This is a genomic window from Vibrio barjaei (assembly GCF_001639065.2).
Lineage (GTDB): Bacteria > Pseudomonadota > Gammaproteobacteria > Enterobacterales > Vibrionaceae > Vibrio > Vibrio barjaei.
The window spans coordinates 59,034-74,809 of record NZ_LQXO02000034.1 but is presented as its reverse complement, the minus strand read 5'-3'; the positions used below and the strand labels follow the sequence as shown (position 1 = coordinate 74,809).

At 46.5% G+C, this 15,776-nt stretch carries 13 protein-coding genes; 5 read left to right on the top strand and 8 right to left on the bottom strand.

Annotated features, from left to right (window positions below):
* Positions 1-13: 13 nt before the first annotated feature.
* The 6 genes from AWH66_RS16885 to priA all read right to left on the bottom strand — a co-directional run bounded on the left by AWH66_RS16885 (position 14) and on the right by priA (position 7,298).
* Complete coding sequence (locus tag AWH66_RS16885) at positions 14-931, bottom strand: 1,4-dihydroxy-2-naphthoate polyprenyltransferase (RefSeq protein WP_063603928.1); 918 nt, start codon at positions 929-931, stop codon at positions 14-16.
* 111 nt (positions 932-1,042) lie between these two features.
* The gene (gene hslU, locus AWH66_RS16880) at positions 1,043-2,377 is read right to left on the bottom strand and encodes an HslU--HslV peptidase ATPase subunit (RefSeq protein WP_071487860.1); all 1,335 of its coding nucleotides are present in this window, start codon (positions 2,375-2,377) and stop codon (positions 1,043-1,045) included.
* A 46-nt stretch (positions 2,378-2,423) separates the two neighbouring features.
* Complete coding sequence (gene hslV / locus AWH66_RS16875; protein ID WP_006071177.1) at positions 2,424-2,957, bottom strand: ATP-dependent protease subunit HslV; 534 nt, start codon at positions 2,955-2,957, stop codon at positions 2,424-2,426.
* A gap of 229 nt (positions 2,958-3,186) precedes the next feature.
* On the bottom strand, positions 3,187-3,735 hold the full coding sequence (locus AWH66_RS16870; protein ID WP_063603930.1) for an SPOR domain-containing protein: 549 nt from the start codon (positions 3,733-3,735) through the stop codon (positions 3,187-3,189).
* A gap of 82 nt (positions 3,736-3,817) precedes the next feature.
* The gene (gene cytR, locus AWH66_RS16865) at positions 3,818-4,825 is read right to left on the bottom strand and encodes a DNA-binding transcriptional regulator CytR (RefSeq protein WP_006071173.1); all 1,008 of its coding nucleotides are present in this window, start codon (positions 4,823-4,825) and stop codon (positions 3,818-3,820) included.
* 271 nt (positions 4,826-5,096) lie between these two features.
* Positions 5,097-7,298 (bottom strand): primosomal protein N', encoded by a 2,202-nt coding sequence (gene priA, locus AWH66_RS16860; protein WP_063603979.1) that lies wholly within the window; start codon positions 7,296-7,298, stop codon positions 5,097-5,099.
* Positions 7,299-7,581: 283 nt separating this feature from the next.
* On the opposite strand from priA, the gene rpmE reads away from it, so the two are divergent.
* Together rpmE and AWH66_RS16850 are read left to right on the top strand one after the other, a co-directional pair.
* Positions 7,582-7,800 (top strand): 50S ribosomal protein L31, encoded by a 219-nt coding sequence (rpmE, locus tag AWH66_RS16855; RefSeq protein ID WP_006071169.1) that lies wholly within the window; start codon positions 7,582-7,584, stop codon positions 7,798-7,800.
* Positions 7,801-8,086: 286 nt separating this feature from the next.
* Complete coding sequence (locus AWH66_RS16850) at positions 8,087-9,346, top strand: malic enzyme-like NAD(P)-binding protein (protein ID WP_063603931.1); 1,260 nt, start codon at positions 8,087-8,089, stop codon at positions 9,344-9,346.
* A gap of 65 nt (positions 9,347-9,411) precedes the next feature.
* On the opposite strand, the gene metJ is transcribed toward AWH66_RS16850, so the two are convergent.
* A complete protein-coding gene (metJ, locus tag AWH66_RS16845; protein ID WP_063603932.1) occupies positions 9,412-9,732 on the bottom strand; it encodes a met regulon transcriptional regulator MetJ in 321 nt (106 codons plus the stop codon).
* A 259-nt stretch (positions 9,733-9,991) separates the two neighbouring features.
* On the opposite strand from metJ, the gene AWH66_RS16840 reads away from it, so the two are divergent.
* From AWH66_RS16840 to metF, 3 genes are all read left to right on the top strand, one after another.
* Entirely contained in the window at positions 9,992-11,161 is a 1,170-nt protein-coding gene (locus AWH66_RS16840; RefSeq protein ID WP_063603933.1) for an O-succinylhomoserine (thiol)-lyase, read from the top strand.
* 8 nt (positions 11,162-11,169) lie between these two features.
* Positions 11,170-13,596, top strand: coding sequence for a bifunctional aspartate kinase/homoserine dehydrogenase II (locus AWH66_RS16835; RefSeq protein ID WP_063603934.1), 2,427 nt, complete (start codon positions 11,170-11,172; stop codon positions 13,594-13,596).
* 337 nt (positions 13,597-13,933) lie between these two features.
* A complete protein-coding gene (gene metF, locus AWH66_RS16830; protein WP_006071160.1) occupies positions 13,934-14,824 on the top strand; it encodes a methylenetetrahydrofolate reductase in 891 nt (296 codons plus the stop codon).
* A 122-nt stretch (positions 14,825-14,946) separates the two neighbouring features.
* Here metF and AWH66_RS16825 read toward each other — a convergent pair whose 3' ends face one another.
* Positions 14,947-15,486 (bottom strand): PadR family transcriptional regulator, encoded by a 540-nt coding sequence (locus AWH66_RS16825; protein WP_063603935.1) that lies wholly within the window; start codon positions 15,484-15,486, stop codon positions 14,947-14,949.
* Positions 15,487-15,776 lie beyond the last annotated feature (290 nt).

Below are 15,776 nucleotides of genomic sequence, written 5' to 3'. Positions count from 1 at the left end.
TGACAAGGCTCAATTAAGTCATCAGAGTTTGAGCTATAACCACTCCTGAAAACAGGATATTAGTGACTAATGAACACTTCACCACAATCGGCATCATAGGGGCAATTTGCGCAGGCTGTGTTGCGTGCCAAACCGCTCTACCGTGTTTAATGACAACGATAAGACTGATGACAAAAGGCAGGCTGATCCACAAAGGTGATTGTTGTAGAACGAGATAAGCTGCAAAGGCGATGACTGCGAATAATAACAGTGTGAAGTGGTAAACCTTAGCGTTGTGCTCACCCAGTCTCACCGCGACAGTACGCTTACCGCAGGCGCTATCATTTTCGATGTCACGCATGTTGTTGACGTTAAGTACGGCAACCGCGAGTAATCCACAGCCGACAGCAGGTAAGAAGAGTAGAGAGTCAATATGGCCAGTGTGTAAAAAGTAGGTACCAGAGACACCAAGCAGGCCAAAGAAGATGAAAACTGAAATGTCGCCAAGTCCTACGTAGCCGTAGGGCTTATTGCCGACGGTATAGGCAATGGCAGCGATGATAGCTAATACACCGAGTCCGATAAACGCCAAAATGTTTTGCATTGAATCCAGCGCATGAAAGACTAAACCTAGTCCTGCAATCACAGTCAGAATGATATTCAGCACGATGGCTTTCTTCATCTCTTGCTGTGACACTTCACCTGACTGTATCGCCCGCATCGGACCCAAGCGGTTGTCGTTGTCGGTGCCTTTGACTGCATCGCCGTAATCATTGGCTAGGTTAGAGAGAATCTGCAGCAGGGTCGCGGTAAGCAGAGCGAGTATAGCGACACTCCAAGACATGTTGCCAGTAGAGAAAGCGAGTGCACTGCCTGTGATAATGGAGACTAAAGCGAGTGGTAGTGTTTTAGGTCTGGCTGCATCGAGCCAAATACGAACAGATTGATTCATAGCCAAGCATTCTAATTTCAGTTCGTTTTAGTATACGGGAAATGTAGCACAAAAAAAGGTGTCACCGCCTTTTTGGAGATGACACCTCATCAAACTTAAGATTGCTTAAATCTAAAGAATAAAGCGACTTAAATCTTCGTCTTCTACAAACTCACCAAGCTTCGACTTTACGTAGCCTGAATCAATAGTGAGCTTTGAGCCTGGTTTATCTGTGGCATCAAACGAAATCTCATCCATCAAGCGCTCCATAACAGTATGTAGACGGCGAGCACCGATGTTTTCTGTGGTTTCGTTGACGGTCCAAGCTGCATCAGCAATTTGCTGAATACCGTCTTCCGTAAAGCTTACATCGACTTCTTCAGTCTTCATAAGAGCGATGTATTGCTCTGTTAATGACGCTTTAGGTTCGGTTAGGATGCGTTTGAAGTCATCGCTGCTCAGTGCTTCCAGTTCTACGCGGATAGGGAGACGACCTTGCAGTTCAGGAATCAAATCTGATGGCTTCGCCACTTGGAATGCACCAGATGTGATAAACAGGATATGGTCAGTCTTAACCATGCCGTGTTTAGTTGATACTGTGCTGCCTTCTATCAGAGGCAGTAGATCACGCTGCACACCTTCACGAGACACATCAGGGCCTGAGGCTTCGCCACGCTTACAGATTTTGTCGATCTCATCGATAAATACGATACCGTTGTTCTCAACGTTATAGATCGCTTGCTCTTTAAGCTCTTCTTGATTTACCAGTTTAGCGGCTTCTTCTTCAGTCAGTGCCTTGAAGGCATCTTTGATTTTCAGCTTACGCTTTTTCTTGGTATCACCACCCAGGTTTTGGAACATGCTTTGCAGCTGGTTGGTCATTTCTTCCATGCCAGGAGGTGCCATGATTTCAACGCCCATTTGTGGGGCTGCGGTTTCGATGTCGATCTCTTTGTCGTCTAGCTTACCTTCGCGCAGTTTTTTACGGAAAACCTGACGAGTGTTAGAAGAGCTCTCATCTTGCTGTTCGTTTTGGCCCCAAGCATCACGAGCTGGTGGAAGTAGGGCATCAAGAATGCGCTCTTCTGCTTGCTCTTCAGCGCGGAAGGTGACTTTTTCCATGGCTTGTTGATGCGTCATCTTAATCGCGACGTCAGTAAGGTCGCGAATGATGGTTTCAACTTCTTTACCCACGTAGCCCACTTCGGTGAACTTAGTTGCTTCTACTTTGATGAACGGTGCGTTAGCAAGCTTAGCTAGGCGGCGAGCGATTTCGGTTTTACCGACGCCTGTTGGGCCAATCATTAGAATGTTTTTCGGTGATACTTCCGCACGCAAGCTCTCTTCAAGCTGCATACGACGCCAGCGGTTACGTAGTGCAATCGCTACTGAGCGCTTTGCTTTATCTTGACCGATAATATGGCGGTTTAGTTCGTGAACAATCTCGCGTGGAGTCATCTCAGACATAATTAATTCCTTACAAAAATTCAGACACTATTTTGTTTTTTGGACGTTATTTTGCGTCGCTTTCTAGTTCTTCAACAGTGTGATAATGGTTGGTAAATACACAGATATCGCCAGCGATTTTCAGGGATTTCTCTGCGATTTCACGTGCATCTAAATCGGTATTTTCAAGTAATGCCGTTGCTGCTGCTTGAGCAAAGTTGCCGCCTGAACCAATCGCGATAAGGTCATTTTCTGGCTGAACCACATCGCCGTTACCAGTGATGATCAGTGATGCGGTTTCATCAGCCACGGCCAATAACGCTTCCAGTTTACGCAGCGCACGATCACTACGCCAATCTTTCGCCAGTTCAACGGCGGCCTTGGTTAGATGGCCTTGGTGCATTTGTAGTTTGCTTTCAAAGCGCTCAAAAAGAGTAAACGCGTCAGCCGTACCGCCAGCGAAGCCTGCCAATACTTGGTTATTATAAAGTCTACGAACCTTGCGAGCGTTCCCTTTCATTACAGTGTTGCCCAGGGATACTTGTCCATCACCAGCGATCACGACTTTGTTATTTCGGCGTACAGATACAATAGTAGTCACGACGTTTGCCTCATATTGGTTTCAATTCGGGTATGAAAGGGATATGTGGACGAGGAAAAGGGATTTCAAGGGGAAGTGGGGTTATCCTAAGAGAGAATTGCTTTCTATAGGTTTTGTTATTCCACTGGTTGTTCACCTGCGCATACAGGAATCTTCTATAGGCTTGGTGCGTGGGGAAAGTAGCCCCCTGCTTTCACAGGAGGCAGGAACTGTCGCGTTTAGGAGTAAGCTACTGCGAATCCTTCCAAATCGCACACGGCTCTATTTTAGCGCGTTGCAATTTGTGTTTGTCTCGCTCAGCGTCACGTTTGAGTGGGTAAGGGCCTAAAACCACTCGGAACCAACTGCTACCTTCTTTCTTGCGAATGGTACTTGAGAGCCCTTGGAAAGCTATATCAAGCTTACGTGCTTCGGCTTGAGCCATGGTTTTATAGGCGCCGCACTGCATGATGTACGGAATTTTCGAAACCACTTGCTCTTTCGCTTTTACTTCAACTTCGCGCTGCGGCAGGGTATCGACATAGTCCCACTTCTCTTCTGGCGGAGGTGGAATTGGCTTAGCAGGTTTAGACTTTGGCTTGGTGACTGGCTTTGTCGCTGCTGGTGTTGGTTTTGGTGGCTCTGGGTCATTACTTAATGTGTAAAGACCATAGCCAAAAACGCCCGCGAGCACGATCGCCAATAGCCCACTGCGCCATGGTTTTTTGCCGGAAGGTTTCTTTTTTGCTGGTCGGCGACTGGTGCCTTTGCCACGCCTTACATAGTCTCGGTTTGCCACGAAGATAGGTTCTAAATTGAATTAAATAACTGACCTCATGGTAAATACCACAAGGTCAAGTTGCAAGTCAGTATCGTGCTAACTATAGGATTCTTGGAGGAGCAGCACTGTCGCGGATCACAAGTTCAGTATCAAGTAACCTCGATCCCGCTCGAACATCAGCTCCTTTCAGTACTTCTAACATCATGTACATGGCTTGACGGCCAATCTCATAACGAGGTTGTGAGACTGTAGTAAGCGGCGGATCGCAGTACTGAGCGAACTGAATGTCATCGAAACCAACTACGGAAAGATCTTGAGGAACTCGCAGTCCCAGTTTCTTCGCTTCTTGCATCGCGCCAATGGCCATGATGTCGTTATGACAGAAAATGGCTGTTGGAGGCTCCGGCAGGGCAAGTAGGCTGCGAATCAAACGCGCACCTGCTTCAAAGGTAAAGTCACCTTTCACCGTATAAGCAGGGTTCATTTGCAGCCCGGCTCTTCGCAATGCTTGCTGGTAACCTTGCTGTCTAAAGCGGCATAAAAATGCGGTGTCAGGTCCTGAAATCTGTGCGATACGCTTATGGCCCAATTGCGACAAATAGTTTACCGCTTCAAAGGCTGAGGTCAGGTTGTCGATATGAACGGTAGGGAGCTCAAGTTCAGGGGCAAACTCACAGGCCATAACGATGGGAGGTAAGTTTTTCTGTTCTGGCTTACTTATATCAAAAGGCAAGTCGGTGCCGAGTAAAAGCATGCCATCCGCTTGCTTAGTGAAGACCAAGTTCACAAACGAGGTTTCACGTTTTTTCGATTGTCCGCTATCTCCTAGTAGGACTAAATACCCATGTTCCATTGCCGCATCTTCGATACCACGAATGATCTCCGAAAAGTACGGGTCACAGATGTCTGGCACTATGGTAACGATCGTCTTGGATTCATTCCTACGTAAGTTACGCGCCAGAGAGTTAGGAGAATAGCCAGCTTCGAGAACGGCATCTTCGACTCGCTTTCGAGTAGATGATGAGACCTTCTCGGGATTCATCAATGCTCTTGATACCGTAGCCGTTGAGACGCCTGCAAGCTGGGCAACATCCTTCATTGTCGCCATAAACGTGAGTCCTCTTATTTTCAGTGTGACTAATTAGACTGCGACTTATTATGTTTTGTTATGCAATCTAACGGGTTATAACTTGGTTAAATGTTTCATTTATCTAATAAATAGCGCGAATGAAACGTTTGCTTTAATGATGAACTATTAATAAATATTATTCATTTATCTACGGAAAGTTACGGGCTGATTAACATATTTTGCATTGCAATTGTGAAGCTTATCACAACTAGAGCTAGTTATAGTTTTGAAATTAATCAATTCTTACCGTTTAGCTGAGATCTTGTGGCTCGATATCCATCGACCAGCGAACTTTCTTTGCTAGTGGCAGTTGTGCGATGACGGGCTTAGCGCTGGTGACGATTTTCTGCATCAATGGACGCATGGGTACTTGAAGCATCAATTGCCATCTCGCTTTCCCTGCTCGCTTAGCAATAGGTGCTGGTGTAGGACCTAACACCATCGAATGATGATCAAATAACGGATGCGCCTCAAGTGAATGTCTCACTTGACGTAAAAACGCCTCAACGTCATTGCTGTTGTTAGCTTCGGCACGAATCAAAGTTAGGAAGCTAAACGGTGGCAGCATAGCTAACTTACGCTCTTCAATCACGGTTTCTGCAAAATGACGATAGTCTTTATGCAGTAGTGATTGCAGCAGAGGATGGTCAGGGTGGTGCGTTTGCAGCAGCACTTCACCGGGCTTACTCGCTCGGCCTGCGCGGCCGGCTACTTGGATGAAGAGCTGTGCCAGTCTTTCTGACGCTCTGAAATCGCTGCTGTATAGCGAGCCATCCACATCTAATAATGCTACTAAGGTCACGTTCGGGAAGTGGTGACCTTTGGCGAGCATTTGCGTACCAATCAGTATTTGGTATTCATTCTTTTTAATCGCCTCAAGCGCACTCTCAAGGCTGCCTTTACGACGAGTGCTGTCTCTATCAATTCGAATGGTATTAAAATCAGGGAACAGACTTTCAAGCTGTGCTTCAAGCTGCTCGGTACCCACACCAACGGTAACAAGCTGATTGGAGCCACAGCTTTCACACTGGTGAATAGTGGGTCGCTGTGAACCACAGTGGTGGCAGCGAATCTCATTACTAGATTGATGGTAGGTGTAGTAGGCGTCGCAGCGACGGCACTCAGCGGTCCATCCACATTCATGACACATCAATGCTGGGCTGAAACCTCGACGGTTAAGAAACAGCATTACCTGATTACCCAGCTCTAAGTGGCGACGTATCTCAGCAATAAGGGGAGCGGACAAGCCTGCTTCTAAGTATTGCCCTTTGACATCGATAACCTTGTTGGTCGTTGGCACAGCAAGACCTGCTCGTTGGCTCAAAATCAAATGATGGTACTTACCACTCAGTGCATTTTGCAGAGTTTCTATCGATGGTGTTGCAGAACCAAGTACAATTGGAATCTGTTCTTTATTGGCACGCATGACGGCTACGTCACGAGCGTGGTAACGCAGGCTATCTTGCTGTTTATATGATGTGTCGTGTTCTTCATCGACGATAATAATGCCGAGATCAGCAAATGGTGTGAGCAACGCCGAGCGTGTGCCAATAACAATACCCGCGACTTTATCACGAGCACTCAACCATGCATTCAACCGTTCGGTATCGTTAAGCCCTGAGTGAATTACTTCAATAGGCACGTTGAAACGCTTTTTAAAGCGGTTAATGGTTTGTGGTGTTAAACCAATCTCTGGCACTAAGACGAGCGCTTGCTGGCCGCGCTCAAGTACTGGTGCGATCATTTGCAGATAAACTTCGGTTTTCCCCGAACCTGTCACCCCTTCCAGCAGGTAGCAGCCGAATTCGGTTTGGCTATTCACTGACGCGATCGCTACAGCTTGTTCAGCATTCAGCCTCAGCTCTGTCGGCGGGTTAGTCATCGTTTCTGGCCAACGTGGAGTAGGGGCTAGCTTCTCATGCGATTCAATCCAGCCTTTCTCCGTAAGTGTTTTTAAGACACTAGAGCTGACTTCATTATCAATGAACGCCTGATGAGCACAAGGGCCGGACTCCAGCATATGCATGACTTTTGCTTGTTGCACAGCACGTCCAAACCCTGCCATGAGCTGATTTTTGCCTGCTTCTGTAATACGCCACTCAACGGTAGCTGCGAACTCTGCGGGTTTCCCTTTGCGTAACGACGAGGGGAGAGCGTTGTTTAACGTGTCGCCCAATGGGTGTTGGTAGTATTGGCTACACCAAGAGATTAGCTCGAACAATGGTTTTGGCCATACGGGGCTAGCATCAAGTGCGGCTTTAATGGGTTTGAGCTGATCAATAGGGAAGTCTGATTGGTGGCTGAATTGAGTGACAATACCGACTAAGGTTTGGCGTCCAAAAGGCACAGATACTCGCCCACCCTCCACAGGGAAAAGGTGCGTTGGGACCAGATAATCGAACTGTTTATCCAGCGGCACTGGCAGTGCAACACGAGCTACGTTTGGGCGCATAGTGGAATCGATATTGTTCAAAGAGAGCGCCATTCTACCTAGCTATGTCCGTTAGGAGAAACCGTTAATTGAATAAACTGAGTCAATCCACCTAAAGGTGGCGAAAAAAGTGGCAATTTTAGTTGATCCTAAAGGCACTATTCATTACTATACTGCGCCTTGATGGTATGGCTTATTCTACATTTATTGCAGTAACAGCGATATCATAAGTCTTTTATTAAACTACGTGTGGTGTCCGGCTTAGAATCGGATGGCGACACGGCCTAAACTTTGAGGTTTCCCCATGAAAGCTGGTATCCACCCAGAATACAAAGCAGTAACAGCAACTTGCTCTTGCGGCAACACATTCGAATTCAACTCTACTCTAGGTAAAGATTCTATCCACCTAGACGTATGTGACAAGTGCCACCCATTCTACACTGGTAAGCAACGTATCGTTGATACAGGCGGCCGTGTTGATCGCTTCAACAAGCGTTTCGGTGCTCTATCTAGCAAGAAGTAATCTTACTTTTGCAGATTCTAGAAAAGGACGCTTCGGCGTCCTTTTTGTTTTGAGGCAAAAATAAAACAATTCTGTATACAATCCATTCAAAATTCTAACTATCTAGCGTAGTATTAATAAATCAGAGTGACGAACCACTGTCACACAGACCATGCGTCAGTATCCCCGTTCGTGTTGTCCACTCTGTTGAGTCTGTAACCCTTTAGAAGCAAAGCTAATAATTACAAAGCGGTTTATACTCACACATTCAGTCTTTAATACTCGTAGAATAAGCAGGATTGCCACCATGTCCGATGACCAAAAAATCGACGAATTTCGCCAACAGGCGCTTGATTATCATGCCAACCCCGTCCCTGGAAAAATTGAAATTGCTCTGACTAAGTCTGCTGACTCAGCAGCTGACCTCGCCCTAGCATACAGCCCAGGTGTGGCTGAGCCAGTGCGTGAAATCGCACAAAACTCTGAAAATGTTTATAAGTACACAGCCAAAGGCAACATGGTTGCGGTCATCTCTAACGGTACTGCGATTTTGGGGCTAGGTAACTTAGGCCCACTGGCGTCGAAACCTGTTATGGAAGGTAAAGCGTTACTGTTTAAGCGTTTTGCTGGTCTAGACTCTATTGATATCGAAGTGAAACATCGCACGATTGATGAGTTTGTTGATACGGTAGCAAACATCTCTGATACCTTCGGTGGTATCAACCTAGAAGATATTAAAGCCCCAGACTGCTTTGAGATTGAACGTCGCCTGATTGAACGCTGTGATGTTCCGGTGTTTCACGATGACCAACACGGTACCGCGATTGTAACGGCTGCAGGTATGCTGAACGCGATTGAACTACAAGGTAAAGATCTGAAAGAAGCGCGCATTGTATGTCTTGGTGCTGGTGCTGCAGCTATCGCGTGTATGGAGCTATTGATTAAATGTGGCGCGATGCGTGAGAAGATCTACATGCTTGACCGTAAAGGTGTAATTCATACTCGTCGCGACGATTTGAACGAGTATAAAGAGCTGTTTGCTAACAACACCGACATGCGTACCTTGGAAGACGTCATTGAAGGTGCGGATCTGTTTCTAGGTGTGTCGGGCCCTGACTTACTTGAACCAGAAGCTCTGAAGCTGATGGCGGACAAGCCAATTGTGTTTGCTTGCTCAAACCCAGATCCAGAAATCAAACCTGAACTTGCTCATGACGTACGTGATGACCTGATTATGGGAACGGGGCGCTCTGATTACCCTAACCAAGTAAACAATGTTCTGTGTTTCCCATTTATCTTCCGCGGTGCACTTGATGTACGTGCAAGTGAAATTAATGACGAAATGAAGCTAGCAGCGGTTGAGGCGATTCGTGAGCTTGCCAAAGAAGAAGTGCCTCAAGAGGTGCTTAAAGCGGCTGGTGTAGAATCACTTACTTTTGGCAAAGAGTACATCATTCCAAAACCAATGGATCCACGTTTGCTGCCACGTGTAGCCAAAGCGGTTGCTCAAGCCGCAGTCGATTCAGGTGTTGCGCGAATTGAGATGCCAGAAAATTATATGGCTTAATTTCTCATACACGATCAAACAAAAAAGACGGCATTCATGCCGTCTTTTTTCATTCTTGTCAGAATTTACTCTTCATCGAACGCTTCAAACTCAATTCCCATTGCTGTCATCAGCTCTTTAGCTTCTGTTGGAATTTCGTCTGGACGGTCTTTTCTCAAGTCTTCGTCGGTTGGAAGCGGTTGACCTGTGTAGGCGTGTAGGAAGGCTTCGCACAATAGTTCACTATTGGTTGCGTGGCGTAAGTTATTGATTTGGCGACGAGTACGTTCATCAGTCAATACCTTTAGCACCTTCAACGGAATAGACACCGTGATCTTTTTTACCTGTTCGCTTTTTTTACCGTGCTCCGCGTATGGGCTAATGTATTCGCCGTTCCAATCTGCCATTGCACACCTTCGCTATGTTAATCATAAGTAGTAGTAATAAGAATGCTGCAATTTTAGCGGGATTTACTGCCATAAGCAAAGACATATAGACGTCTAGAAGTGTTGACGTCTCACAAAATGGAAAGTAAAGTGGACATTCATTTTAACGCAATGTTAATTTTTTAATGTTTGCCGCTTTTGTTGGTTCCATATTCACTGACAAAAGTAGACACTGAATAACAGCCCTTCAGCCCAATGCGATTTGATAAAGGAAGTTTCTATGAGCAATCGGAAGCCAGCGACAATAGCCGTACGTACTGGTATCGAATCAGATACCCAGCACCATGCTGTGGTACCGCCAATTTACCTTTCTACTAACTATGGTTTCCCTGCGTTTGGAGAAGTGCCTACTTACGACTATACCCGCTCTGGAAACCCAAATCGTGGTTTGCTGGAGCAAGCACTGTATGAGCTCGAATCTGGTAAAGGAGCCGTTGTTACTAACTGTGGTACGTCTGCGCTGAACCTGTGGGCGTCGGCTTTCTTAGGGCCTGAAGACACTATTGTGGCTCCACATGACTGCTATGGCGGTAGTTACCGACTATTCAATACTCGTGCGCAAAAGGGTGATTTTAAAGTTCAGTTTGTCGACCAAAGCGACGAGGCGGCGTTAGCTGCTGCACTTGAAGCGAAACCAAAACTCATTTTACTTGAGACGCCGTCCAACCCGTTGGTTCGTGTCGTCGATATCGCTGCTGTTTGCGAAAAAGCCAAACAAGTTGGTGCACTAGTGGCGGTTGATAATACCTTTCTGACACCCGTGTACCAAAAGCCTTTAGAGCTGGGCGCTGACTTTGTTATCCATTCAACCACCAAATACATTAATGGTCATTCTGATGTGATTGGTGGCGTTGTGATCACCAAAACAGAAGAACACGCGGAAGAGCTTGCGTGGTGGGGCAACTGTATTGGAGCAACGGGGACACCGTTTGATAGTTATATGACGCTACGTGGTATTCGTACGTTAAGTGCTCGCATGCGTGTGCATGAAGAGAGCTCTCAACATATTCTCGAGTTCTTAAAACAGCAGTCACTGGTCAAAGTGATTTATCACCCAAGCTTGCCTGAACATCCTGGGCATGACATTGCCAAGAAACAGCAGTCTGGTTTTGGCTCTATGTTGAGCTTTGAGTTTGCAGGAAGCTTTGAACAGTTGAAGTACTTTGTGGGTGAACTCAAGTTGTTCTCACTGGCTGAATCACTAGGTGGTGTCGAAAGTTTGATTTGTCACCCCGCTTCTATGACACACCGAGCTATGGGAGAAGCAGCTTTAGAAGAGGCGGGCGTTTCTCAGCAATTACTGCGTTTGTCTGTGGGGCTGGAAGATGCCTCCGATCTGATTGACGATTTACAGCAAGCATTTGATAAAGCGATAACGTTCCAAGGATAAGTTGAGTTATGAGTACCACACCCGCTCCGGCGAAGAAGCAACTACATAAATTTGGCGGCAGTAGCTTGGCGGATCCTGAGTGTTATCGTCGTGTCGTTTCTATTCTTAAAGATTACTCACACAATGAAGATCTTATTGTGGTGTCTGCTGCAGGCAAAACCACAAACCGTTTAATTGAGTTTCTCGATGCGCTCAATAAAGACGGTCGTATTGCTCACGAACATCTTCAGTCTTTAAGACAGTTCCAAATCGAGCTCATTGATGAACTGTTGCGAGGTGATGAAGCTGAACAGCTTAAATCGCTGCTCAGTGATGAGTTTAGTACATTAGGTGAACTGGGTTATCCCTTGAGTGAGGCGCAGCGTGCGGCCGTACTTGGTCACGGTGAAGTATGGTCCTCTAGATTACTGGCGGCGCTTTTACGTCAATCTGATTTGCCTGCGGTGGCGCAAGACGCTCGCGCTTTCTTACGAGCAGAATTTGGCACGCAGCCGGAAGTGGATCGTGCGAAGTCTTATGCCTTGATTAAAGACGTGTTGGCTCAGCATGCTCATCATCGTATTGTGATTACCGGTTTCATGGCGCAAAGCGATGAAGGTGAGACGGTGTTGCTTGGGCGAAATGGTTCTGATTATTCGGCGACTGTGATTGGAGCACTTGCCGAAGTCTCTTGCGTGACAATTTGGAGTGACGTTGCCGGGGTCTATAGCGCTGACCCCCGTGTGGTGAGCGATGCCTGTCTTCTACCATTATTAAGGCTGGATGAAGCCAGTGAGTTGGCTCGTTTGGCCGCCCCTGTGCTACATAGCCGCACGCTTCAACCTGTGGCGCAAAGCGTTATGGATTTGAACTTACGTTGCAGTTATCAACCTGAGTCAGGCTCTACCCGTATAGAACGAGTGCTGGCGTCTGGGCGCGGTGCTAAGATCATTACCTCGTTAGATGAAGTGCTGTTGATTGACCTCGCATTCGCCAGTGGTCATGATTTTGCTCGCGCGCAAAACGAAGTGCTGAATGGTTTGAAGCGAGCACAGCTTGAGCCACTAGCGTTTGAAGCGCAGTCTGATCAAGCACGTTTGCGCCTTGCTTATACTGCAGAAATTGCGTCGGGGGCACTCAATGAGTTGCAAGACCTAGCAATTGAAGCGGAGATTAAGCTAAGAGAAGGGTATTCCATGCTGGCCGCTGTAGGGGCTGGCGTGACTAAGAATGCCAACCATTGTTTTGGTTTTTATCAGCAACTTAAACATGCGCCGGTAGAGTTTTTCTCCGAAGCAGAATCTAAGTTAAGTCTTGCTGCTGTATTGAGAAAGTCTGACATTCAACCTCTGCTTAAGTCAGTACACACCCAGCTGTTCCAAGCTCAAAAACGTGTTGCTGTCGCCTTATGTGGCAAGGGTAATATTGGCTCTAGTTGGCTGGCGTTGTTTAAAGAGCAGAAAAGCGAGCTAGAAAAGCGCCGTGGAATGAGTTTCAACTTAGTTGCCGTGGTGGATAGTCAAACGTATTGGCTTGATGACCAAGGCATTAATGAGCAAACCGTGCTGGAGCGCTACGAGGATGAAGCTGTGGCGTACCAAGGCGATGTTTGGTTACAACAGCTTGCTAATCTTCAAGGTTACGATGAAGTTGTTGTTCTTGATGTGACGGCGAGTCCTGCATTAGCAGAGCAGTACCAGAATATTGCGGAAAATGGCATGCATCTAATCTCGGCCAACAAAGTAGCGGGTTCTGCACCAAGTGTTAGTTATCACGCAGTGCAAGATGCATTCTCGAAAACAGGACGTCACTGGCTATATAACGCGACGGTAGGTGCAGGGTTACCGATTAACCATACGGTTCGCGATCTGCGTGAAAGCGGTGACGATATTGTGGCGATTTCCGGTATTTTCTCCGGGACGTTATCTTGGTTGTTCCAGCAATTTGATGGCAGCGTGCCTTTCAGTGAGCTGGTGGATTTGGCTTGGCAACAAGGTTTGACCGAACCGGACCCTCGCGCCGATCTGGATGGCTCAGATGTGATGCGTAAGTTGGTTATTCTTGCTCGTGAATCTGGGTTAGATATTGAGCCTGATGCTGTAGCGGTGGAGTCACTGGTTCCGGAGGAGCTTAAGGAGTTGTCTCTGGATGGCTTTTTTGAAAAGGCAGAGCTACTGAGTGAAATTTTACAAGAACGTCTAGAGAAGGCTCAGCGTGAAGACAAAGTGCTGCGTTATGTAGCGCGCCTTGATCGCCAAGGTAAAGCTCGTGTCGGTATTGAAGCTTTGTCTAAAGAGCATGCGCTTGCTAATCTGCTGCCGTGTGACAATATCTTTGCTATAGAAAGTAAGTGGTATAAAGATAACCCCTTAGTGATTCGTGGTCCGGGAGCTGGACGTGAAGTAACTGCCGGTGCGATTCAGTCAGATTTAAACCTAATGTCGAGTTTCTTCTAACGCACAGCAAATTGTTGGTTTTGAATTCGTTTTATCTCTAGGCTAGCGGTAACCGCTAGCCTTTTTATTTGTTACTTTTTCCTTATGTCCCTTTTTACCCCAGTATGTACCACCTTCTCGAAAGTGAAGAACTCCTGAAACGCGCGACTCTGCTTTAGTTTCCTTAACTAAGCACATGAAAAAAATTCATAATGACTCTATTGACTTTAAATGCCATTCATTTCATTCTGTAGACATATAGACGTCTAAACGTCAAAACATAAAATTCAGATATAGACAGACAGGTTTTATCTAAGGTTGGATGGGATAACCAATCTTGGTATTTAGGGAGAGAACCATGGGATACACACACGCTGGACACATCGATGCTTTGAACCAGAATATTGCTGAGCTTTCTGACAATATCAACGTTTCATTTGAGTTCTTTCCACCGAGCACGCCAACAATGGAAGAAACCCTTTGGAAGTCTGTGCACCGTCTAAAAACGCTGCAGCCTAAGTTTGTTTCTGTGACTTATGGGGCGAACTCTGGCGAGCGAGACCGTACTCACTCAATTATCAAAGAAATTAAATCAGAGACTGGACTTGTCGCAGCGCCGCACCTGACCTGTATTGATGCGTCTCGTGATGAGCTTATCGATATTGCTGAGGATTATTGGAGCAACGGTATCAAGAACATTGTTGCGCTACGTGGTGATATTCCAGCGGGTGGTGGCCAACCGGATATGTATGCTTCGGATCTGGTTGAACTGCTAAAGTCGCGTCATGATTTCGATATTTCGGTAGCGGCTTTCCCAGAAGTGCATCCAGAAGCGAAAAGTGCTCAAGCGGATCTACTGAACCTCAAGCGTAAAGTGGATGCAGGTGCAAACCGTGCGATTACTCAGTTTTTCTTTGATGTAGAAAGTTACCTGCGTTTCCGCGACCGTTGTGTGGCCGCTGGTATCGATGTGGAAATCGTTCCGGGTATCCTACCTGTTTCAAACTTTAAGCAGGCGTCACGCTTTGCTGGCATGAACAAAGTAAAAGTACCAGGTTGGATGCAGAAGCAGTTTGAAGGTTTGGATGACGACCCTGTGACTCGCCAGTTAGTAGGTGCGAGTCAGGCGATTGATATGGTTCGTGTATTGAGCCGTGAAGGGGTCAAGGACTTTCATTTCTACACGCTAAACCGTGCTGAAATGACTTACGCACTATGCCATACATTAGGTGTACGTCCTCAGGTTTAGTGATTTCTTAAGACTTCCTCAATTACAACAAAAAAGCGTCAGGTGTATTACGATACTCCTGACGCTTTTTTGAACTCAAGAACCAAACTAGGTCGATAGCAACCCTAGCTTGTCTACTTGTTTTACGCTAACGCTTCTAATTCAGACAGCGCTTCTTCTGCCCATTCTAACCAAGCTTGACGAGCAAGTAGGTTACGGCGCAGTGTTAGACGCTCGAGTCGAGCGTGTTTGTCTAATGTGTTTGGTGTTGCGTAGTAGGCCGCTTCAATTTCACGGTAGTGCGCAACAAGCTTTTTCGACTCTTCGATCAACTCTTCTAGTTGAATGCGGAATGCAGCAGATGGTTGTACCGCACAGGCCGCTAACTTCGCAGAGAATTCATCACGCACGGTTGGGTGCACAGTTGGTTGCTCAAACCATTCACCTAACGCGCTACGGCCTGAGTCAGTGATTGAGTAAACTTTACGATCTGGTTTGCCTTCTTGGGGTTCAAGTTTGCAAGTAACCAGTTTTTTGTCCGCCATTTTGTTTAGCTCACGATAAACTTGCTGATGGCTTGCTTTCCAGAAGTAACCGATGCTCGCAGAAAATTCCTTAGTAATGTCATAGCCGGTCGCATCGCGAGTGCTAAGAACAGTAAGGATTACGTGTGGTAGTGACATGTCTTAAGTCCAAATGGTCAATAACGTAATAATAATTATGTTGCTCCACGTCGCAGATGTACGACTGCGAAAGCGCCTTGGAATTTAAATATGATTCCAGGAAACTCGCGCAAAAGAGCAATGCCAATCTTGTTGGCACGTGTAACCTTGTTTTAAGCCTTTGTCACCTAGGAAGCCACGTGATCACGTGACCCACACTGTCGATATAATAGTATTTTTGTTTTATCGAACAGTGGTAAGTAAGTATATCGAATTCTATAAGCAAGAAGTGGAATAGAACGTGATACCAC

Coding starts and splice junctions, on each gene's coding strand:
- AWH66_RS16885 (WP_063603928.1), bottom strand. CDS start 931: ATGAATCAATCTGTTCGTATTTGGCTCGATGCAGCCAGACCTAAAACA.
- hslU (WP_071487860.1), bottom strand. CDS start 2,377: ATGTCTGAGATGACTCCACGCGAGATTGTTCACGAACTAAACCGCCAT.
- cytR (WP_006071173.1), bottom strand. CDS start 4,825: ATGGCGACAATGAAGGATGTTGCCCAGCTTGCAGGCGTCTCAACGGCT.
- priA (WP_063603979.1), bottom strand. CDS start 7,298: ATGCGCCCAAACGTAGCTCGTGTTGCACTGCCAGTGCCGCTGGATAAA.
- rpmE (WP_006071169.1), top strand. CDS start 7,582: ATGAAAGCTGGTATCCACCCAGAATACAAAGCAGTAACAGCAACTTGC.
- AWH66_RS16850 (WP_063603931.1), top strand. CDS start 8,087: ATGTCCGATGACCAAAAAATCGACGAATTTCGCCAACAGGCGCTTGAT.
- metJ (WP_063603932.1), bottom strand. CDS start 9,732: ATGGCAGATTGGAACGGCGAATACATTAGCCCATACGCGGAGCACGGT.
- AWH66_RS16840 (WP_063603933.1), top strand. CDS start 9,992: ATGAGCAATCGGAAGCCAGCGACAATAGCCGTACGTACTGGTATCGAA.
- AWH66_RS16835 (WP_063603934.1), top strand. CDS start 11,170: ATGAGTACCACACCCGCTCCGGCGAAGAAGCAACTACATAAATTTGGC.
- metF (WP_006071160.1), top strand. CDS start 13,934: ATGGGATACACACACGCTGGACACATCGATGCTTTGAACCAGAATATT.
- AWH66_RS16825 (WP_063603935.1), bottom strand. CDS start 15,486: ATGTCACTACCACACGTAATCCTTACTGTTCTTAGCACTCGCGATGCG.